A 23,046-nucleotide genomic window follows, 5' to 3' on the forward strand; every position below is an offset into this window, starting at 1 on the left:
CCAAGATCATTAATGGTTTTAAGTCCATTAATATCTAAATAAATACATGCTGTTGGATAGACGGTTTCATGTTGTAAACGCTTCACTTCAGCATTAAAGAAATTACGATTATACAGTTGTGTCAGTTCATCACGATGGCTCATGAACTCTAAATATTCTTCAAGCTGTTTGCGCGCGGTAAAATCAGTATAGGCGATTTGTACTGTATCCCATGTTTGATGTGCATTTGGGAAAATCATCAGTTGTTCACGTAAATGAATTGTTTTGGCATCCAGTGTTTTATATTCACAATCACGTTCTAAATGATAATGTTCTTGCCATAAATAGAGTAGTTCATTTTGAAAATGTTGTTTGCCATTTTCATTGAGTAAAGTGCGTACATTTTGGTAGAAATGCTGTTTACTGGCAGCATTAAATAAATTGAGCAATGCTTGATTTACATCGATAGAGCGAATGTTTTGGAAGCACAGCAGTAAAAAATCAGGATGTTGTTGAATGTACTGTTCTAAGTCTTGAATACCTTGATTTTTTAATTCGGTAAATAGTTGTTTGATTCCACTATAATCTTTTACCCAAAGTGCTGTTGGAGAGTGGATAAACAATGATTCTGCAAAACGACGGGCATTTTGGTAGTCAGAGACATTTTCTGTGGTCAGTAACAAGCGTTCCCAACTGTCCTCATAACCAGGCATGACACTGGCTTTGAGTAAAATATCAATTTGTTTGCCATGACAGGTAAAATTGATCGAAGGGCAGACGCATTGTGCTTGTTTATTCCAAAGTGCAACAAAGAATTTGACTTTTTCAATACTGATTCTTTCATGATGTAATCGTGCGAAACTTGCTAAGATTTCATTTAAATCAGCAGCCTCATATAATTCTAAAGTGCTTTGATTCACTTGAATGGTATTAATGACCATTAAACAAGGTTGTAAGCGTTCAGGATCTTCGAGTAAATATTGTTCTAAATCCTCAACTCCCTCATCGGTCCATTGTTGAAAGATTTTTTTGACCGCACTAAAGTCTTGGATCCACATCGCCATAGGGGCTAAGTTGAAAATGGATAACTCAATTTCCCCCATAATTAAACTCCTTTGTATGATCCAAGTGATAAAGTAATTTTTAATTTCAATTAAATAGTTTTATTTTTTAGCACGGTGAGCCGCTTTGGGTGGAGCTATTTCTTTTTGACCATGCCATGCTGCTATGAAATCATGCTCATTGATATTATACAACTCTAAAATTGCTAAAATCACACCACCGAGGATTTTTGTTTCCTCATTGTATGAGTTTAATTCTAAAACATTTTTATTCTTAAGTGTATTTAAAATATCACTAATTTCATAACTGCGATCACGACCATTACTATCGATTGGATACATTGGTGTATTAATCACGATTTTTGCCAAGCTTTTTTCTGCTTCGCTGAGGTCTAAGGCTTGTACTGCCTGTACAACATCATCATTAAAAATAACAGTATTTTGAATAAATGCATGTAAGAGATGTTGGGTGAGTTTCGGCAGGGTTTTTTCTACAAAAGGACGAAAAGACACAGGAAAAATCACATTGTGTGAGATGCCTTTAAACATCGGGGCAATTTCTTCAACTTTATAACCTGCAACACCGCAACCGACAGCAGTTATGAAATATTTAGTTTTAGGATGATTTTTAGTATAAATTTTAAAATCTTCAACATAATGCTGAATCTGTGACAGAGGCATTTGTTGTAAATGTTCATTCATGGTTGGGATCGCAAAACTTTGACCCGCCCAACCACGTCCTACACCTTTGGTTGCGCCAAAATGATTCAGTGCGATTTTTGCTGCGCCACCTTGATGAGTTCCAGCCATATTACTGCCAAACACAAAAACTGTATCTTCAGCTAAGTTTTTAATAATACTTTCATCATGATATTGGTAAGTCATTTTGCTATGATTCCATAATATGGCTTTGCTTCATGTTGCAATTGAATTGGGTAATGGTCAAGTGATAATATGAGAAAAGAGGATTTATGATCACTAAAATAGTTTTCTATATTTTCATGAAGTCTATAAATAGAAACATACTTGATCATGTTATAAAGTTTAAAAATAGATAATTGTGAGCAATTTATAATATAAATATTTAAAAATCAGCCATATATTGATATGGCTGATTTTATTTTATTAATATTTTGCTTTTAATGTTAAAAGAAAGTTTCTAGGTTCACCATAAAAATTACCATAACCTGGTTGACCAATCGTACTATAGTATTTTTTATCAAATAGATTATTTAGGTTAAATGTTAGATCAAGATTAGGGTTAATGATATACGCTGCTCTTAATGACCAAACTGCATAATCAGGTTGAATAATATTCACACTTACCCAGTCTCCATCAAACTTTGTTGTTACAGGATTAAATTCTTGCTTCCATCCAGTAATATAGTTCTTACTTTGTGCTGTAACCCCACCACCTATTTCTAAGCCTTCTATAATGTCATCTAGCTTATAATTTGTCCAAATTTTAGCAAGATTTTTTGGCGTGTAGGTATTGTAGGGTTTATCTAAATTTTCTTTATTTTCATTTTCATTATAAGTGTATCCAACTGATATATTCCAATTGGGTGTAATTGTGCCATTTAACTCAAAGTCGATACCTTTACTTTGCATTGACCCTGATGCTACATAACAACAAGATGAATTGGTATTGTCTAATGTTCCGTGTGATTTATAAACTTTTTCATTTTCTTTTCGTACATCGAAATAGGCAAGCGAAGCCAATAAATTTGAATTAAGTTGATGCTTAACACCAAATTCTATATTTCTTCCTGTTAATGGTTTTAAGCCAACTTTATCATTGACATCTGCTAAATAGTTTCTTTGACTTTTATAAATTTCTGCAAAACTTGTATACAGTGTAGTCGTAGGTAGAAGATTATAGGTTATGCCATAATATGGAACAAATTTGCGAGGCTCTTTGTATTTGTCACTTGTTATATCGGTATGGTCTGTCAAAGTTGTTGTATCATTAAGGGTATAACGACCACCTAAAGTGACTGCAAGTGCTTCTAATGGGCGTAAGCGTAATGACGCATAAGTTACTGTTTTTTGGTTTTTCGTTGTATTGTCAGTTGTCCAAGGTTGAGCAGGGTATGCCCATTCTGGCGGTGCTACACGATCAAAAGCATTGCCATCTGCATAATAAATCCAATTTTCTTTATAGTCATTATGGCTATTACTATGATCAATACCGAGAATTAAATCATGTTTTTGTTCAAATAAATTAAAGCTACCTTGCAGATTTAAATCTAGCGTTGTTTCTTTAAAATCTGTTTTACTTTGATTGCGCCACCATTGACTTTCAAGGGTATCATAATTAACAGCACCCTCCATTTCAGCAGTATTAATACCATCATCACCAATATTATGACGGACATTAAACTGTGTTTTCCAATCCGAGTTAAAAGCGTGTTCTAAGTTTGCAAATATAGAAATATTTTCACGTTTCATCCATCCCCACGGTGCGCCCATTGTGGTGTTACGTGATAAATTTAAATCAGCACCATCTTGCCAACGTGGTAAACTGGCATTAAAAGCATCTGTTTTATCTCTTTGATAACTTGCTCCTGTAAATAAAGTCGTCTGAGGAGTAAGATCAAAGTTAAGTGCACCATAGATCATTTCACGGCGATTATGCGTTGGTTTATAGAAAAAATCTTGATCCTGAAATACTCCTACAATTCTTCCTTGTATGGTTTGTTCAGTATTTAATGCACCTGTGGCATCAATTTCAGTACGATAATTATTCCAACTACCAAGACTAAATTTAGAATTAATTTCATTTGTATTTTTAGGGCGTTTTGATGTTAAATTAATTACACCACCTGCTTCACCCGCTCCAAACAAGCCATCAGCACCACGAAGTAAAGCGACTGATTCGTATTGTGCCATATCTGCGTTATTATTACGGTTTTGAATGCTTGAACTACCACCACCATCATAACGAATATTTTCTATTTTTAAACCACGAGAGCTATAGTTGTTATTTAACCAAAGTTGTTCTCGAGTAACTCCTGTGGTTTGTAGCATGACATCATCTAAAGTTTTTAGTCCTTGTTGATCCATACGCTCACTAGAGATCACAGTGACAGATTGAGGGATATCTTTTAAATTTTGCGTGGTTTTTCCTACATTTGCTGTAAGTTTTTTGGATTTTGCAATCATTGATATTTCAGGTAGTTGAGCAATATTCTCATTTTCCTCTGATTTTTGATTGGATATTTTTTCTGTGGTGATCACTTGTTGTTCAGTTTTTGCATGCGCAGATACTGTAACGATATTAGCGATCGTAAATGGTATACCTAAAATAATTGCACGAATGGCTAGTTCTAGCATCGTTTTAGTTGATTTTTTTTCCATTAAATTACTCTTTTGAGTGCATGTTTCTCTAAGAGTCGGATAAGTCTAAATAAAAGCTCATTTATTATTTAATTAATGATGTTATGCATTTCACAATAACAGCATGGTTGTAAACTGTTTTAAAGCAGACTTGGTGGAGTCTTACATCAAAATTTTTAATTTCAGGGTTATAGGAATGGATCAAGTATTCGCTTTATGAAAAATATCTATATGTTAGGTAGATTATTGATATTCATGCTAATGCTTAATGGTGCAGAGAATTTCAGTATTGATCATATACTTGAAAAAATATATTTGATCCACTAAAAAGCCCAGTTTGCACGTCTCTTTCTAGTTGAAAGTGTATAAAATTGAATAAAAAGTAGAAAACCATTTACTATCAAGTAATTGTGTTTTTCTACTTTTTTATATGTATAAAAACTAGGTATATAAAACACACTCGACTTAATAAAATTAAGCTCACAACTAGTTTGTACTCGTTCTAGCTCATTTTGACATCAATGTTCCATCTCATGAATATGCTTGGTGGCGGGCTTTGCTGCACAAACCTATTCTTAGGAGCTTCTTCAGCAATATAATTTCCGAATGAAGAAGCTAGCACCTAAAATTTATCGCACAACTAATTGGCCCTCGTATAACTGAGCCTGTAATACAGGCAGCTTATTATCTCTGAAATAAACTCGACGTATTTTCATATTGCGACCCGTTCTTGGAACAACCGTTCCGAGAATCACAACAACTATGGAACAAATGTTCCATATTTCTTTATAATTTTTTATTCGTTTGATACTGCAACACCCAGAGTCTGGAATTTTTCTGCAACGCCTTTTGTAGTGTGGCATTCAAGCTCTTTCCAGAAAAATTAGTTTTTATGACCATCTTTCCTGAAAAGAGTACGGATTGAAGCTATTTTCCAGAAATTTTACTCCGGTTCTTCACGAGGCTCAAAGCCCAAGTACTCGGTCTCTTCGCTAATGCGTTTTAAAGAGCAATCGCTCGGCATGTAAACGTACCTACTAGTGACTTCCATTAATTTTGCATCGTTGGCAAAACCTTGGCTGATCTGTTTTCTACCAAAACGCGAAAATACCAAAGATTTACCAACCTTAGATAGGTAACTATCTAAGGTGTCTTTCCTAATAAACAAAGAAGAATTTCTATCAATGTTATGACTAAACGCAGCCAAGTCTTGGTTTTCATCGAGCCATCCACTGTCTTGATCCCAGCTAAGGTTCATCTTCTCAATTAAATCAGGACAAGGCATACTAATAGAGCTTTGTTCAACATTGCTTGAGTAATCGTACTGCCACTCCCCACCTCTCAATAGTTGAATGCTAGAGAATATTCTCTGGTCATCTGAAATAGTCGTATCTTGTTCAGCAATACATTGCTTGAAAGCTGGGCTTCTAGGGTACTCCGCCAAGTAGACACGGTAGCAGTGGTCATTACTATGATTGTGGAGTTCGAATGCTTCAGTGTTGCTAGGGTCAACAAAATAGCCATTATAACTCGATATACCAAGGAAGCTTTCAGCGTCGAACGAGACGTCGTCCTCATCTCGTTTAGCGTGAACCTCTGAATAAAAACTCAAGTTAATCCAAGTTGTACTGCTCTCGTCATTCAAGACAAGTACGTTGCTTGCAACGAAATAATCATCAGTCTGCAACCAATAGTCCACATTACTTTCTGGCAGCTCAAGCTCTTGTATTATTAGGTTTCTAAGAGGGTACTTTTGCTTTGATGACAAATCTCTTATGTCTGATATATCAACTTTTCTAAGTTCTAACGACCAGAATCTATCAGAGGTTAATTGTGGCTTCCAACGAGATTGGACCGGTGCTACATTCGCAGCTAACAGACCTATCAATCGGTGAAAAGCAACCCAATAACATTTCTTGCCGATGGTTTCTGCATAGCCGGGCTTTGCTCTTCCTCTTCCATATTTATGAAGAGTTGCCAAGTCATGCTTGAGGGCTCCATTACCATATCCGGGATAGCCGATATATTCGGCTTCTCTCATAATCCAACAGGCAATATTCTCAAGAGTTATGTTCTGTGATTGTAAGTTAAAGGCTCTAAGTCTTGGTTCAACTACATAGCGCCAAAAGTCAGGACCTAATTGATCACCCCATAGGCGCATGTTTGAGGGCAAATTTTCTAGTGTAAGCAAGGTCTGCACATCGCTTAGAATAGGCCATGTTGATGGTAGAGAAGGAGTTACATATTGATTTGATATTCTGTCTTCTTCAATCCCTAGTTTCACAAGCTCCTGTCTCAATAGCTGGGAATGCTCGCGAATTAAAATGTTATTTGAGCTGCTATTTGCTCTAATATATCTATTTAATGGCTGTACGAAGTTCTCAACTGACTCAGGTGAAAGCAAGCAGGACGTATACATAGCCAGAATCAAGCTTTCAAGTATGTAGTCGTCGTCACACCCAGTAAACGTGTTTACTGCATGCAGGCATATCACAGGGTATTGTTTAAAAAGCAAGCCAAGGCATCTTGTTGCTTGATCTCTGACTCGACGATCCGTAGCTGAACAACACCAAAGTAAAGCCGAGGATGCTAATTTATAACTTTCTTCGGGCCAATTGGTTGCTTCTATTTTTTCCAAAGCTTCAATTAGAAACCAAATTGCACCTTTTTTATTATATGACTCTGATAAGGCGACAGAAAGGTAGGTATCTCTTGATGGAGAGTCTTGTCTCCATTGAAAATCTTTGAACAAACTTTCTGCGTTAAGATAATGACTTGGAACTATAGATAGTTGGAATAGGCTTTCAAAAACAGTCTGCCACAATCCGCCCGTTCTTAATGCCCCAAACATATGTTCTTTAATGGCAGGGGTAACACTTTGCTTTGAACGCCAAGTTAGTGACTTTACAAAAAGGCTATGTGCTAAATCGTTGTCTAAGCCCAGGCGGTTATCAGTGATTTCGATACCGATCTCTTCAGGGAGAATGCTTGCAAGAGCTTCTAAAACGCCACTCTCCATATCTGTTAAAATCGCCAGCTTTTCTGCAAGGATTGATAGATCACTATTGCCAGTTTCTTGATAGGATTGAACTATTGAAGATGCGCGCAGCATATCTCCAAACCTCTGATAACCAAACCTAATAAGAAAATTTTCATCGTTAGTTGCTGATAAAATTAGCAGTTGCTCTTTAACTAGCTCATCAATAAACCTTTCTGGAAGTAGCTCATTACCTAGAATAGGTTTAACTGTATTTACGGCAGTTTCCCAATTTATAGTTTGGGTTTCTGAATGAGCTAGAAAATCAGACAATTTGCTCATTACCGCTCTAACGATATTTTTAGGACTAACATAGTCTAATCGCTCTCTCAATGAGTCATCGATTTGCTTGAGGTGTTTAGAAAAAATGGTTGAGAAGCCACTAGTCGATACGTCAAGAGAACAAGAGTCCTCCGACTTGTGAGTTTTGAAGACTAAATGTAGAAGTAATGGGTTTCGTAGCTCATCTGTAAAAATAGGTGTTATCTCACTTTCAACATTGTAGCGTTGAGAGAATGAGGAGAGGACATCGTGAAAATTCCTAGTGAATCCAATATGACTATATGCATAGCCAGGGAATCGTTCATCAACAACTAAATTGGTATATATATCGCGACTAGACACAACAATCTTGATACGAGGATATTCATTTAGTTGTTGGATTATTTCTGGCAGTTTGTTTTTCCACTTTCTTGCTTTTGCTCCTTCGTTTAACGCATCGATAGCAATAACAAAACAATAGTTATTGGCTTGAGCACTTGCTTGAAGACAAGATAGTAATTTGTCTCGACCAACATCGGCTCCAAAGCCTAGTTTGCTTCTTACTACATCCCAAGGTTCCGCGTTATCAAAATCTTCCCCAAATAGCACCAGAGTATGAGCGCCTTTGTCGAGCCTTCTCTTCGCAAAACTTACGATAGAATGTGTCTTGCCTGCACCTGCCGGACCGGTTAGTAGGAAAGATCGAGCGTGGCAGGACTGAATCAGAGGGCTGTTGAGACAAATTTCAATATCTATTATCGAAGCAAGTAATTCCCTTGAGGCATCTAGGTTCTCAGCAGGGAATACACACATATATTCAGCCTGGAATTGTCTAAATGAAGGCGTATCACTACCTTCACCGTGTTCCGCAAAAAACTTTTTCTCTTGCTGTTTTACAGCATTTTCACAGAGCGGCTTAAGTGATCTTATGATATCTAAAGTTGAACAAATAACTGTTTGGTCAATAATGTTGTGCTTACTAGAAGTTTTATCTAAAAGTACTTTTAGTAGCTGTATCGCTTGCACTCTCTCGCTTTCAGGTGTCTGGGAGAATACCTTTTCTGAATATTGAGCTTTTGTTCTGAAGCTGATTTTTAATGGTTTCCAAATATTAACGAGCCACTGTTTAAAATCATAAACTTCTCCAAAAGAATCTAAAGCATCATGGGCTTCTGTAATTATATCTAAATCACTGCAATACCTTGGACCAGCGAAGGCGGCTGCTGAGTCAATACAGTTTTGTATCTTCTGAGATGTTAATGTATTCTCGTTAAACCAGTAGGCTACAAAACCACCACTTTTGTCTATTTCTAATATCTGCTGTCTAGATATTTCAGCCGTAACCAGTTTTATATGAAGATTTGGTTTTTGAGTTTTGATGTCTTCGCACCATTCTTCAAATTTTTCAACTTCACTTTTTCCTCTTTTTCCTTCTGCAACTCTACCTGTTAGATCAAATGGTATATAAATCCAGTATTCAGATAATGTTGGATGATTTTTTAATGCAGTGGTTAATGATTTTTTGATCTGGTCAAATTCACTATTGCCAAGCTTAAAAAAGTATTTTGCTTGAATTCCTAGAATATCTCCTGCGGGGGTTTTGTAATAAGCTTCTACACCCCCGTCACCACCATCGCCGCGCAAACTAAAGAACGAGGAGCCTTGTGGTGATTTACAATGTGCTTTAAAAAGTTGAATCGCGAGCGATTCAAAGCTGTCATTTTTACTCTTAGGTGTAGATCGAATTTGATTGAAGTCTATCATTGCCAAAATTATCCCTCATTACGCAGCTATAGTTATGCGGATGGTAATATTACCTCATATCTTAAAGCCGTGATGTGAGCCGTCAAATAGGTAAACATAAGTTAAACCCAATGGCTGTGATGACAGTTAAAAAAGAGAATCTTTATCTTGTAACCAGAATCACGGATAAGGATTTCTCTTTAAAATCATGAGATAAATATAATTTTATGATTGATTTTTAGTGTTATCAGATTAAAATATAGACTTTTTTATACTTCAAAAGATGGATAATTCTCAATATAAATGATCTCATTTCCTTAAGCAGAATTCGGGTTATTGTAGGAAAATTATTATTTGGTTAAAATTTATGAGTTTAAGTGAAATAACAGATAGTTCATCACAAATTAATATTTTGATCGGTGAAAATGGACAAGGTAAAACTCGGCTTTTAGACAATATTGCTTTACAATTTAAGGAAAATCAAACCAATTTAATTACCATTAACAACCCAAGAGGTAAAAATTTAGTAAAGCGCTCATCTAAATTTTTAGTTCCAAATCATAGGGTTAATGACCTAAATTCAGTTTTTTATAAACTACTTAAGCAAACATTTAACTTAATTGAAAATAATAAATATGATGAAGTCGAAAGTAAGTTTTTTAAAATAGCTAGAATGCTCGAGTATCTTGGATTTGAAAGTACAATTTTCTTTTCTGTTAAAGATGATCTTTTAGAAAAAGATTTTCTTAGTAGTGATACATTTGATGGTGATTATGATGAATCATATATAGTTAGTTCACTTCTTGATTATTTAGATATTCAAGAAGATGATTCTGGCAATAAATATATATGTATTGATTTTATGGGGGATATTTATGGTGAAATAGAGAATTCAATAAAATTTTTGTATTTGATTAAATATTACTGGGGGGAAAAGATTGAAACACACCTTATCAGTAAAAAAACAAGATTAATTCTAAAATTTAGTCAATTAAGCTCAGGTGAGAGAAATATAATTCTAACTATTTTTTTTATCTCTATTTCTTTGTCGGATACTAAGAATAATATATTAATTATAGATGAACCAGAAATAAGTCTCCATCCAAGATGGCAAATTGATTATTTAGAAAATATTAGTGATTTATTTTACTTATATGATATTAAAATATATATAGCGACACATTCCCCATTACTTTTAACGAACTTATTTTTTGATAAAGAAAAAAAGATAAGTCTTTCATATACTATATTTCATGTAAAAAATTCAAATATAAAAGTTATTGAAGATGAAAATGAAAAGAGTATAGAGGCTATATACTGGAATATATTTGGAATATTAACACCTCAAAGCTCTTTCTTATCCAGAAAAATTACTGAATTACTTAATAAGCTAACATTAGATGAAATACCTTTAGAGCTAGTGATATCTGAGTTAGATATTTATATAGAGGCATCTCATGATTTTAATCAAGTATCATGGTTAAAAGAATTAAAAGAAAAAATCATTGCAAATAGTAAGAAATTGCAAAGAGGTATTAATTAATGGAATTTGACAACTCAGATATCTTAGCTATAGATCTAGCTCACACAGAATTAGATATTTGGTACTCAAAAAACTTAACAAATGTTAAAACAAAAATCAAAGATTATTTGCTAACGAGTTGTAACCATTGCTGCTATTGTTTAAGGCCATTTATTGGCGAGTTCAGAATGGTAATAGATATTGAACATATTTTACCATCCTCTATTTTTAGGGAGTTAGCATTTGATTTTAGCAACTTAACTTTATCTTGTAAAAGATGTAATATGAAAATAAAAAAAGATAATGTCGATTTTGTGGATGGTAATTTATTAAAAATTACTGAATATTTAAAAAGTAAAGAAAATTTATTTAGATATATAAATAAGTGTGAGAGAGGGATTACAGTTAATAAGTTAAATAGAATTATATACTCTAGCAATAACTATAAATTTATTCATCCATTATTAGATGATTATTCTCAGCATTTAGAACATTTTAGTCTTCAACTTAATAAAAAAAACTTTTCAATATATTATCCTAAGACCAAAAAAGGAATTTATACGAAAGATTTTTTTAAATTAAGTGAGTTTGAAGTAAGAGACTTGAATGTTATTCAGTATCTGCCTGATCCTGAAAATCTTTCAGACTTTAATATTCCTTCACTATTGTAAAGAATAGCTAAAATTAAAATAATACAGCTTCTACGAAATTCTTCTTTTATCTTGATATAATTCAGTCTCTTATCATATCTGTTCAAGCCCAATCCACCCCGATTGGGCTTTTTTAATGATTTATCATGTTTCACAATCATTATTTGAGCAATGTTCCACGCTTTTGTGTAGTCTCATTTAACCCTAAAACAGAAAAAACTGTCCATAAATGCGTTAGAAAGATATTTTAAGCCCAGTAAGAGAATGTTCGTTATACCTGTGCCAAGACTTTCTGTATTGCCAACACGAACCCATTCTTAAACAGAGGTCGCCCATGCTCATCCTTAACTGCTCCATATTTAGATACCGTCCAACCTCGCTGTGCCATTCTCTCTTCATTAATAGCATCCTCCAAAGCTTCAATATCTGCCTGTAGGAGCACACCATCTAATGATGGTAATACTTCGACTTCTTGATGCACTTGTTCGGCTTGGATCACCCGATTAGGTCGCATATCTACAACGACTTCCACATTTTGTTTAAGAATGCGGTTTTCTGCTTTTAGTTTATTCTTCTCGGCAATAATTTGACCAAAAACAGCCCTCATCGCGGGGTCATCTAATCGCTTCAATAAATCCATATCAGATGGTGTATCTAGCTTTCTGGATTGAGGTACAGGTGGCTTTTTCATCGTTGTATTGGCTTTGGTTGCCCACGCATCAATCAAAAGGCGAAAATGCTCACCCGTTTTGTTACGAATGCTAACCGTACCAACGCCACCTTCGGCTTTTGATACTCGACCAATCGCTGTAATGGAGTAATCTTTTTCACCTGCATTAAATCGAGCTTCTAATAAGGTATTCAGCTTATCTAAAGAGTCTTGTGTGCGACTTGCTTTACCTGATTTTAGGTCTTCCAGAATAGTATTAATATCAACCTGCATTTAGAGAATCTCCTTTAACAACATTTGAACCTAATGATTTAATTGAAATACCATGAACAGGTGCATTTATACTGTGCTCTAATGCATTAATGCCTAAGTCGAGTAGTGTACTGTCTTGCAAAAATTGACCAAGCTCCAAGTAGCTTGCTACCTGTTTGTAACCATCCAGTTTGTCTGTTGGGTTAGCTTGTAGTGCCATTTGGCGCATCATCGCGTTTGCCGCAATAAGTTGCTGGTCTTTATCAAGCATGAGGAGGTATGGCATATAGCCCTTACGCATCATAAAACGGCTTAGGCTTTGAGTTCTTTGCTCAATCGTTGGGGTCTTCTTAACATCATCAAGTATGTCAGGATAAAATTCAGCATCGTCACAAAGCAAAGACAGTTGTAACAATTCTGAATCTGTTTCCACAAAGCCAACTTTAATGTCGCTCACTGAGCCAACTGCGACCAGTTTATTCGTGGTATCGCTTTCAGTACGATCTTGCTCGATTTCGATAATTCGACGAATCAACCCAAAGGTTGAAATCCAGTCTTTTGTGTATTCATCAGCTTCAACTAATTGCTTCTCATATCTGCGTTGAAGTGCTTGTAGCTCATTATGTTGAGTAAATGGTTTACCCTTACATTCAGCTTCGTATTTGAGCTCATCCATTACCTCTATCTCGCCCTCTAACTGAACCGCTAAATTAGCAGCTTCATGGGCTTTATAACTCATAAAGTTAAGGTGAGCATTGAGCGCAGGAAGATAGCGAGCATCAGTAATGAACCAACGACAGCGAACACAATTTTCAAAACCGTGCGCCACTTGGTTATAAACTCTCAGTTTGGGAATTATTGAATCTTGTAATAACTCACCACCATTCCAACAACCAGCAACCGTTTTGGCTTCATCAGAGCGAACGGTATTGCCGCCCGCTAAACACAAACCATGATGACGGTTTTCCCAACCAAGAGGGTTTCGATTAACCAATGCAGCCTCAATAGATTGACCATCGTGATATGCCATTTTGCATTTAATTTGACGCATTTCAGCATCTTTTAGGAATGTGCGAACACTCTCTTGTGATTTATCATCAAGCAATTTATTTGCTTCGGTCATTTTCTCTTTCATCACCGCAGGGGTAAGCTTGGTGTAATAAACTGTCATAATAATGCGTGAATGACCCGCTAACAGCTTTGACACCACTGGTAAGGGCAATTAGCATCCATGATGTAACAGGTAATCAGAGAGACACGCAGGCTGTGTAAGGGGAACTCAGTGCTTTTTTTAGCTAGTTTATAAGCTTCACCATAATCATGCACTAATCGCAGTGCTGTCCCGTCAGATAAGATGTCACCAGAAACTAAAAGATTTTGCTCAAGTTGATAGAGTAGTTTGTACCAACCCTTTGATATTGCTGAGCCTTGAACAGGCTTAACTTTATCTTCTGGCTTACTTGCTGTCGCATCACGAAACAGAAAGCAACTGTGACCCATCGCGCTTAAAAAGGCTTTCGATCTCTTAGAGATAGTGTGCTTTGCCTCTAACGTAGTACAGTCCGTAGGCTTGCTGATGGGGTTGTATTTCTCTTGCCAATTACGCAGTTTTTCGAGCCAATACAGCACACCTTCGTTTTGCCAAGGGATTTCATAACCACGCTCAAATTCATCCTTGTTTTGGTCTGCGGTTTTGTTGGTACTGATATACAAGCCTGTTGATTCACGCCCTGTGGCATTGTCTTTAAACTGGCGAAACACACCTTTACTGTAACGATTTAAGGCAAATTTATGAGGGTTTTCAATCCAGCTGCCATTCTCATAACGTAGTGTGTCAGCCTCACCAGAATCGAGCATGCGCACCTGATAGGTACGTAGCGGTAAATGCAGTTTAATGAACAACACCATGCTGGTCACTGGTGACCAGATTTGATGAATGGTGATATGCTTATTACTACGAGTAACTTCTTTGCTGCGCCACACGCAATCAAGATCGTTTTTATCAAGCAGGCTCTCATCGACCTCAATCCAGTCACCACCTTGATTACCTTGCCCGGTCTGCTGTTGTGCCCACTTCCAATCAGAAAAATGCCCTCTTGGTTTAGGACACAAGATATGGCGTAAATCGCAAATGTAACGATACGGCAGTGGGTTATGAACGGATTCAGTATTATTTTTTTTGGCTTTGACTTGCTCAAAAGGATTGGCGTATAAGCGGATAGTTTTGCCGTAATCGTCCTTGTCGCTGAAATGAGTATCTAGCACCCAATCAATGAATTGTTTACATTGATTTAATCTTTCTGCTGTACCTGAAGTGTCACTACGATTGGTCTTTTCCAGCACGATACGTTTCAATTCATCAGTTGAGGCTTGCCAACCATTTTTACCCTCGAATAGGCTCACAACGTCTGATGTAAAAGGCACTGTGCCACATAGGTAAAGCTCTAAAAAAATACATAAAGCATCAAGTTTAGTCGACGTTCCTGCATCTTGAGCGTTAATCCATTCCTCAGCTATTTGTCGCCATGTTTCCCATTGTTTGCCGTGATTATTTACAAGCCATTGCAAGGTTAAATCCGAACTGCGACCATCATGCTTTTTCCTTTTAGCTCTTGTGTTAGTAGCCATTGCGCTTTCCTAGTTTTGGGTTCTTGCCCGTAAATAATCCATCGGGGTCAATATCGTTAAATCCATGTTCAGTTAACACTTCCCAACTTGGTGTGTTTATTTGCTCAACTGGCTCTTTTGGGTTTAAGAGTTGTTGCGTTGCTGCATTAAGGCAACTTGTAACTTCTTTTGCTGTTGGTGTGGTATAAACCGCTTGTGACTCCAACGAGGCATGATGTAAACACTTCTTAATTACAATTTCCTGTACGCCAGCTCTGCGTAACCGTCTGCCGTAGCTGTGTCGGTGTGAGTGAGGGGATAAGCCATCGGCTTTACACGGCTTAAGCCCAATACGCTTTAAGCCATTACGGTAGCTATCGTGGAATGCATTAAGCGTATATGGATTGCCTGTATGCTCACGGTGGAAGCTCACAAAGGCATAAGGGTGATTACGTTCAACAGCAGTCAGAAATCGAGTGTAGTCTTGCCAAAGTTTGGCAAATACTTCACCAAAGACAGTCGGAAACCAGTGAACTTCCAAATATTCATCTTTGCTGTCCGTGACTCGGCTTTTCCATCCGACTCGTTTCTTGCACATGAGGTCATTACGGGGGCTTAATGCGTATTTCTCTTTAAGGTAAGCAGCACGAGTTATTTTACCTGAACGTCCACGCCAGTTATTCGGGGCTTTACCGTCCTCTGGATGATAGATGCGAACCTTAACGCTATTCGGGTTTGATTGGTCGATTAAGACATCTTCAAGCCACAGGTGTAAAGCTTCTGATTCACGCAAACCACCGCCATGCATGAGCAGTAGAATTAATTGGTCACGCAATACAACCCTACGGTCTATTGCCCCTCCTAAACCATCGAAATAAAAAGCTTCAAAATAACGCTCAGGAAACTCTATCGCCTCTTGTGATTGTTTACCCAATGGACGTTTACCTTGAACGCTACGAGCATATCGGACGGTTGAATTAATGTGCTTATCTTTGATGTGACCAAGGAAGTTATGCTGATTCTTGCGAAACCAAGCAGCGTAGTTAAGGCGTTGTGTCAAACTGTCAGCCTCAACAAGTGGGTTCATTGACATTGAACCCTGTTTTTCGGTTAACCAATCAGTCATTTTGCTCAAAGCATTGATGTGTGATCTGGCGACTTGTTTACTGCAAGGCAACCAATACAAACCCGATGGATCTAAACCATCATTTCCAATAGTACCTGTATATAATCGACTACTAAAACTTTCAAATAAGGCTTGTGATGAAGAAAAAGCACCCACATTTGCTGTCATATATTCGAGTAAAAGTTGAGTTGCTTTAATGTAATTATTAGTTGTTGATGGACTCATACCATCTCGCTTTAACTTCAAAGCATATTCGACTAAAGGTTTTATTGGCTCTTTATATTGATCAAGTAATACTGGGATCTCAGTAAAAATACCTGAATTATCATCTACAACTTTTACAATCTGCATGTTTTATCCATTAAAAATATAAATTTAGGAAAATACACAGCAGAAAGAATCCTAAACATTGATAAAATAACCAATGTCTTTTAGAATGAATTTGTCTTGAGATGCTAATTGATAGACAAACCTATAAAGACTCATGTTACAGCATGGGTCTTTATACTTTCTGCGTTAATAAAAATATAAATTAATATCTTATTTCATAAATTTCTGCTCCTTAATTCCTAGTTTGACTGCAATTTTATGGCTTTCACCGCGCTGAGGAATTTTATTATTTTTCAATATTCGATATACAAGATCAGGCGAGAAATTATTATCTCTCGACCATTCAGCTATTGAGGTTCCTGATTGAGAAAAATCATCTCTAACTTGTTTAATTGATTTGAGCATATCAGACGAATTTTGAATAAATTTGACGAAAAAATATAGTAGAAAAAAGCCTAGGTCAAGCAGAAAAACATTAGATTAACACTATGATTTTATTATTATATTTTTTATAATACCTGTTTTATTAACTCATAATATCTTTCATTAATCGAATATTTGAATGCATATTTCTTATTTCATTCTCTAATTTTTCTTTATGATTAATCAAATGTTTCTCTAATGTTTTATCATTTGATAATAATGATTCTAAGAATGTTAAATTGTTTTTTTTATCGTTAATTTGATTAATAAATTCAGTTTCTTTTATCAAAAAAATATTTTCAAGCTTCTGTTTCTTATACTGATTTCTCAGTTCATTTAGTCTGAGAGTTTCCGTATAGCTAAATGCTTTTTTTGTAGATTGCTTTTCATCAATTTCTAAATATTGACATTTAAGTAAGACCCTTAACCCTACATACATAAGCTGTTTACAACGTTTAGCTCTATAACGTTGATTAAGCCCCATTTTTTCCCAAAAGTGTTTTGCTTGCCAATTGATGATTTCATTATCCATAAAGATTTTCAAAAAATCATGATACAAAGGTAAGTTGACGGATTTTGACATTTTAAGCTTCTATAAAATAAAAGAGGATTATAGTCCGTGGATATATAATCCTCAATTGGTGATATTTCTATTTTTGAGCATTTAGTTTCAAATGACAGATTTATCATTAAAAATTGGCCAATTAATTCGTGTAAAGCGGGTCGAAAAAAAATTAACACAAGAAAAACTTTCGCTACAATGCGGAATAGACCATAGTTATATGGGACGGATTGAACGTGGTGAAGTGAATATTACTGTTGAAAAGTTATATGAAATTGCCATGGAGTTAGAGGTTAAAGTACAAGAACTACTCCCATAAGTAATGATTATTCTTAAGTAAATGAATGAGAGATTTTTAATATGCCAAAAAATATTGATTTAGAAGAAGAAAAAAGAAATGAATTAGGTAACCAAATGGTGGAAGACCTGATGATAATTGCGGAATTGGAGCAAAGACCGATTAAGCATTTTAAAGCTAATAAAAATGGAATTTTTTATGAGGTACAAGTAGATTCTAAGGATCATTACAGTCCTACAAAATAGTTAGCTTCGATGGCACGCCAAACCTTGTCGCATCATCTTTATTTTACATAACTTTTCCAATCCAAATCCAACACAATATGCTCAAAGAAAATTTGAGATTCATTTAAGTGATTACAGGCGAAATTAAAAGCAAAATTGACCAGATTTGGAATGCATTTTGGAGTGGTGATATTTCCAATCCACTTGAAGTCATGGAACAAATGACCTATTTGCTGTTTATTCGCCACTAGAGGGCCATTGAAGTGCAGATAGAGCTTGTGCCTGCCCCCAACTCGCCAAACTTTGCAAATATGTGCGTATTAAAAATGCTTTTGATCTCGGGAAAAGTCGCCTGTTGCCAGATTAAGACTTTCTAAAATAATAGAGAAAGTACCAGCGAGCTTAAAAATAGCTCAAGTTAGGATTGATGCTTTGGAGGCTAAGAATATTAGATTGGAAAAAGAAAATTCAATGGTTTTAGAGCAGTTTGTGGTGTGGCAATACAATGCTCAATAAATATGGTGTGCGTATTGATCAATTAAATGAGCCAATGGGTATGAAAAACTCAGATTAATTAAGGAAATTTAACAGAAAAATTGGTTTGTAAGTTTTCAATTTGAAATAAACATGCAAACACTTCAATTAAAAATAATAGTTTATTTTAACATGTGAGTTTACCTATTGAACCTCCAAACTACAATTTCACCAGTATTTAGCTAGTCGTAGTGTTTCACATGTAGAAAAGTTTATATTTTGTGAGTTGATCAGTAACTATCATCCACTAATTATTTTTAAGAGTAGTTCACTGATTTAACTATAGAAAATATCGAGAATATCTTATATAAACATACTCAGTGTGTGGAGGACTGAAGACGATCAAGTGTTTTTGCACTTGGCTGTTGAACTCTGGGGGCATCTCGCTTATATATGAAGAGTGATTCTGTACCAAGCACTATTCTATAAACTAATGATCTTCTGCGATTCACTGAAATCTCAAATTACCAGCCCTAGCAACAAATCGCTGAAGTGCTAGTTGAACAAGCTGTAGAATACTCAAAGAAAAGGAAAATACTGAGAGATGTATATATCAAACATTAAAATCGAGAATTTCAGAAATTTCAAAGTACAAGAAGTAATCTTTAAAGATGGCGTTAATGTCATTATTGGCCACAATAATGCAGGAAAAACGAACCTACTTAAGGCACTCTCTTTAGTAATAAATCCAGATGTGAGCAAAAGGCTCGATGTTGATGATTTTAATAAAAATATGACATTTGTAGAGTTAAAAAATACTCCGCCAAAAATAAGCATTGAAGTTACGATCAAAAAAGGGTGCCATGAGGAAGAAGACGATTTGGTCATGGTTGCAAATTGGCTTACGAAACTTGATACAGAATTTGAAGCTAAACTTACGTATGAATTCTTTCTTCCTGAGAAAGAAAAAAACAAATATGATCAGGCAATGGTAGCGATAGATGGTACTGCTACTGATGCCAGAGATGTAGCATGGAGAATTATCAAGAATGATTTCATTAGGTTATACACCTATAAAGTGTGGGGCGGTAATTTAGCTAACCAAGCTGTAGCTGATAGCGAATCTTTAAGTAAGTTCGACTTCCAATTCTTAGATGCAATTCGTGATGTTGAGCGTGACATGTTGACTGGTAAAAATACATTATTACGTAATGTATTTGATTTTTTCATGGATTATGAAATTAAGTCAGATAAGACCAAAACAAAAGAAGAAATAGAAACAGAGATTAAGAGTAAAAAGGATTCATTTGTATCGCATGCTGATAATTTGATCCAAGCACTACAAGGGCGCATGGAGAAAGGGAAAGAGCAAATTCTGTCATATGCAAATGAGACTGGAGCTTCATTTAATAATGCAACTCCAAATTTTGATGGCAGTATTTCTGATGTAGAAATGTTTTCATTTTTAAGACTAATTATTGAGTATCAAACAGGCATAAAGGTGCCTGCCACACATAACGGATTAGGTTATAACAACCTTATTTTTATGTCCTTACTCCTAGCAAAAATGCAAGTGAATTCCGATGGGTCATACATGGGTAGCAATGCCAAAGTATTCGCAACTTTAGTAATCGAAGAACCTGAGGCTCATTTACACCCAGCAATGCAATATAAATTTCTTAAATTTTTAAAAAATAATAAAGATTCTCGCAAAGTTAGACAAATCTTTGTAACTACACACTCTACTCATATTACTTCAGCTGTTTCACTAGATGAAATCATTTGTCTACATAATGAAAATGGCGAGGTGAAAGTAGGTTATCCAAGTAAGGTGTTTCCACTTGATGGAAAAAGTTTAAAATATGTTCAACGTTTTTTAGATGCTACCAAATCAGATATGTTATTCGCCCAAAAGGTCTTATTTGTAGAGGGACTCGCAGAGCAGCTTTTGATGTCAGTTTTTGCACAATACCTTGATAAATCCTTAGAGGACAATCATGTTGCTGTGATTAATGTGGGCGGACGGTATTTTAATCACTTTTTACACATGTTCGATAGTACAAAGTCAAATACAATTCTAAAAAAAATTGTTTGCATAACTGACATTGATCCTGAATATAAAAAACATCCTGTAGCTCCTATAGATCCTGATGAAGAAGATGAAAGTAAACATTTTAAGAAATGTTACCCATTTGAATTTAATGCAAATACAGCTGAATATGCATATCAACAGAATTTAACACCAGCTACATATAGCGCCCACGTAAATATATCATTTTATAGTCAAGACTCTACTTATGGGAAAACATTAGAGTATGAATTGGTTCGTTGTAATCCTACATTAGAATTGTTAGTCACAGGCGTTATGAAAAATCAGTCAGAAATTAAGAGACTAATGAAAGCAAATCGTGATGGGAAAGGTTTAGACGATATAACTAATCTAATGAAAGCTAGTGAGGAAAATACACGTATTAAGAATGGTATAAATACGAATACAACTTGGAACGAGAAGGATAAAAAAGAGGCGGTAATTGCCTCTCGATACCTAAACTCGGTCGGCAAAGGCGAAAACGCCTTAGAGTTATCTCGAATTCTTTTGGAAAATTTAGAGAAAAAAGGAACTGCTGAGTATCAAGAATTTAATGTTCCAAGCTACATTGCGGAGGCAATCGAATCCTTATGCCAGTAAAAGCAATTACTTCAAACACAAAACTGCAAAATATTGAACAGCATTTCAAGGTATTAGCAGGTCCAGGGGCAGGAAAGACACATTGGCTAGTTGAGCATATAAAAAATGTGCTTCACAACTCAAGTCGATTAGGGAAGATAAGAAAAGTCGCTTGTACTACATATACTAATATTGCAGTAGAAACAATTTTAGAGCGATTGGGAACATCTGTTGAACATGTAGATGTTTCAACAATACATAGCTTTTTGTATAGACACATAGTTAAGCCATATGCAAATTTAATTGCCCATGAATATGGATTAAATGTAGCAAAACTTGATGGGCATGATGAACTTTATATTTCGTACGGTAAAGTTAATGATTGGCTAACAACTACTAATCAAAAATATCTATTGTCATCTCCCGATAATTTCAAAATTATTACTGATGCTTTGATGGATCTTCAATGGCAATTTGATGATCAAAGGAACCTTATTCTTAAACCTAGAAAACCTTGGTTAGGAAAAATAAACAAAAAAGTTTCAATAAGAAACGCAAGCTATATCGAATATAGAAAAATATATTGGAATGAAGGTGCTATTCATCATGATGATGTACTTTTTTTCAGCCATCAAATTATTGAAAGACACCCGTTTGTACTCAAGGTTTTACGATCGAAGTTTCCATATTTTTTTATTGATGAGTTTCAGGATTGCAATCCAATTCAACTGGCAATTCTTACAAAAATTGGAAATGAAGAAACCATTATTGGGATTATTGGCGATCAAGCACAATCTATTTATGCATTTCAAGGTGCTGAGCAAGGACAACTTCACTCATTCAATCTAATAAATATGCAAGAGTACGAAATTGCAAATAATAAAAGAAGTACCATTGAAATTGTTGGTTTTTTAAATGGTTTAAGGACTGACATAAATCAACACCCCGACAGCCAACGAAATATATCCAATCCACAACTTTTTATTGGAGATAGGAGTTTGTGTATACAAAGAGCTAGTTTAATTTGTGTAAATGAAAAATTAAATACTCTTTCTAGAAATAACATTACTTCTAATGCTCTAAAAGTTCAGATTGGTGCACAGGGTTTAGATATGTATCTTTTTGATAAATTATCAGTAGACAGCACATCTGAGAGACGTAATTTATTAAGTCGAAGCGTAAAAGCTATTGAACTTATTAGAGAGAACAAATTTAAAGATGCAATCAAAGAGGTAAGAAAGTCATTCATAGATGAGGATGACAGTGTTTCTAAATCATTAAAGTATTTATCCGACCTTCTAAGGGAGTATGATAACTTTAAAGATTTAACCTTGACTAATTTTGTAGATGTAATTAGAAATTTATCAAATATAAAAATTGCTAAGTTAAGGGGTGGAAATGCAAAGAATTTTTATGATAACTATAGTTATAAGCAATTAGCTCTATGTGTAAATATTCCTGAAGACATGAGTCTACACAAAACAATCCATAAATCTAAAGGGGATGAATTCAATAACGTGCTATTGGTGCTAGATTCGGAAAATGATTTGGATTTCATTCTAAATCCAGATTTAGTAAGTAATGAAGAACATAGGATCAATTACGTAGCTGTCAGTCGAGCCAAGAACCGGCTTTTTATATCTGTTCCAACGCTATCAACTTCAAATCGAACATCATTGGCAAGTAAGCTCGATATTGCTGATTGTGTTCTTAATGAGCCTTGAATGAATTTTTGAATTTCCACTAAGAATGTAGATAGGTAGTGCTTGAAAATTTGATATTGTGACATTTTTTATAGTAAGTTGATTAGTTTCGATTTG

General features: G+C 35.3%; 16 protein-coding genes and 2 pseudogenes. 8 read left to right on the plus strand and 10 right to left on the minus strand.

Annotation, left to right across the window (positions count from 1 at the left end):
* From AVJ19_RS04185 to AVJ19_RS04200, 4 genes are all read right to left on the minus strand, one after another.
* A partial coding sequence (locus tag AVJ19_RS04185) for a GGDEF domain-containing protein (protein WP_111858544.1) occupies positions 1-1,082 on the minus strand: 1,082 nt, incomplete at its 3' end.
* Positions 1,083-1,142: 60 nt separating this feature from the next.
* On the minus strand, positions 1,143-1,925 hold the full coding sequence (locus AVJ19_RS04190; protein WP_111858545.1) for a hypothetical protein: 783 nt from the start codon (positions 1,923-1,925) through the stop codon (positions 1,143-1,145).
* A 240-nt stretch (positions 1,926-2,165) separates the two neighbouring features.
* Entirely contained in the window at positions 2,166-4,400 is a 2,235-nt protein-coding gene (locus AVJ19_RS04195) for a TonB-dependent siderophore receptor (RefSeq protein ID WP_111858546.1), read from the minus strand.
* Positions 4,401-5,322: 922 nt separating this feature from the next.
* Entirely contained in the window at positions 5,323-9,447 is a 4,125-nt protein-coding gene (locus AVJ19_RS04200) for an ATP-binding protein (protein WP_162626533.1), read from the minus strand.
* Between the two features lie 340 nt (positions 9,448-9,787).
* Here AVJ19_RS04200 and AVJ19_RS04205 point away from each other — a divergent pair, with 340 nt between their 5' ends.
* Positions 9,788-10,963 carry an AAA family ATPase gene (locus AVJ19_RS04205; protein WP_111858548.1) on the plus strand — a complete coding sequence of 392 codons (1,176 nt, stop codon included), beginning with the start codon at positions 9,788-9,790 and terminating at the stop codon, positions 10,961-10,963.
* Positions 10,963-11,613: an HNH endonuclease gene (locus AVJ19_RS04210; RefSeq protein WP_111858549.1), complete on the plus strand. Its 651-nt coding sequence runs from the start codon at positions 10,963-10,965 to the stop codon at positions 11,611-11,613. The genes AVJ19_RS04205 and AVJ19_RS04210 overlap by 1 nt, the downstream gene beginning before the upstream one ends.
* Positions 11,614-11,863: 250 nt before the next feature.
* Here AVJ19_RS04210 and gmtX read toward each other — a convergent pair whose 3' ends face one another.
* From gmtX to AVJ19_RS04240, 6 genes are all read right to left on the minus strand, one after another.
* Positions 11,864-12,535 carry a gamma-mobile-trio protein GmtX gene (gmtX, locus tag AVJ19_RS04220; RefSeq protein WP_111858551.1) on the minus strand — a complete coding sequence of 224 codons (672 nt, stop codon included), beginning with the start codon at positions 12,533-12,535 and terminating at the stop codon, positions 11,864-11,866.
* Positions 12,525-13,736 carry a hypothetical protein gene (locus AVJ19_RS22440; protein ID WP_228203285.1) on the minus strand — a complete coding sequence of 404 codons (1,212 nt, stop codon included), beginning with the start codon at positions 13,734-13,736 and terminating at the stop codon, positions 12,525-12,527. Before AVJ19_RS22440 ends, gmtX begins: the two co-directional genes overlap by 11 nt.
* Positions 13,706-15,142 (minus strand): VPA1269 family protein, encoded by a 1,437-nt coding sequence (locus AVJ19_RS22445; protein ID WP_228203286.1) that lies wholly within the window; start codon positions 15,140-15,142, stop codon positions 13,706-13,708. Before AVJ19_RS22445 ends, AVJ19_RS22440 begins: the two co-directional genes overlap by 31 nt.
* A complete protein-coding gene (gene gmtY / locus AVJ19_RS04230) occupies positions 15,132-16,598 on the minus strand; it encodes a gamma-mobile-trio recombinase GmtY (RefSeq protein ID WP_111858552.1) in 1,467 nt (488 codons plus the stop codon). Before gmtY ends, AVJ19_RS22445 begins: the two co-directional genes overlap by 11 nt.
* 189 nt (positions 16,599-16,787) lie before the next feature.
* Positions 16,788-16,982: a DNA-binding protein gene (locus AVJ19_RS04235; RefSeq protein ID WP_111858553.1), complete on the minus strand. Its 195-nt coding sequence runs from the start codon at positions 16,980-16,982 to the stop codon at positions 16,788-16,790.
* A 121-nt stretch (positions 16,983-17,103) separates the two neighbouring features.
* Positions 17,104-17,583 (minus strand): hypothetical protein, encoded by a 480-nt coding sequence (locus tag AVJ19_RS04240; protein WP_111858554.1) that lies wholly within the window; start codon positions 17,581-17,583, stop codon positions 17,104-17,106.
* Positions 17,584-17,674: 91 nt separating this feature from the next.
* Between AVJ19_RS04240 and AVJ19_RS04245 the strand changes: the two genes are divergently transcribed.
* The 6 genes and pseudogenes from AVJ19_RS04245 (at position 17,675) to AVJ19_RS04270 (ending at position 22,950) form a co-directional block, all read left to right on the plus strand.
* On the plus strand, positions 17,675-17,881 hold the full coding sequence (locus AVJ19_RS04245) for a helix-turn-helix domain-containing protein (RefSeq protein WP_111858555.1): 207 nt from the start codon (positions 17,675-17,677) through the stop codon (positions 17,879-17,881).
* A 41-nt stretch (positions 17,882-17,922) separates the two neighbouring features.
* Positions 17,923-18,105: a hypothetical protein gene (locus AVJ19_RS04250; protein WP_111858556.1), complete on the plus strand. Its 183-nt coding sequence runs from the start codon at positions 17,923-17,925 to the stop codon at positions 18,103-18,105.
* 107 nt (positions 18,106-18,212) lie between these two features.
* Positions 18,213-18,329 (plus strand): annotated as a pseudogene (locus AVJ19_RS22450) (type I restriction-modification system subunit M N-terminal domain-containing protein); the annotation flags it as partial.
* A 6-nt stretch (positions 18,330-18,335) separates the two neighbouring features.
* A pseudogene (locus AVJ19_RS22860) lies at positions 18,336-18,658 on the plus strand (hypothetical protein); the annotation flags it as partial.
* A 504-nt stretch (positions 18,659-19,162) separates the two neighbouring features.
* Positions 19,163-21,247, plus strand: a complete 2,085-nt coding sequence (locus AVJ19_RS04265) for an ATP-dependent nuclease (RefSeq protein ID WP_111858557.1) — start codon at positions 19,163-19,165, stop codon at positions 21,245-21,247.
* The gene (locus AVJ19_RS04270) at positions 21,238-22,950 is read left to right on the plus strand and encodes a UvrD-helicase domain-containing protein (protein WP_111858558.1); all 1,713 of its coding nucleotides are present in this window, start codon (positions 21,238-21,240) and stop codon (positions 22,948-22,950) included. The genes AVJ19_RS04265 and AVJ19_RS04270 overlap by 10 nt, the downstream gene beginning before the upstream one ends.
* The last annotated feature ends 96 nt before the right edge of the window (positions 22,951-23,046 follow it).

The organism is Acinetobacter sp. CFCC 10889 (assembly GCF_003268395.1).
Lineage (GTDB): Bacteria > Pseudomonadota > Gammaproteobacteria > Pseudomonadales > Moraxellaceae > Acinetobacter.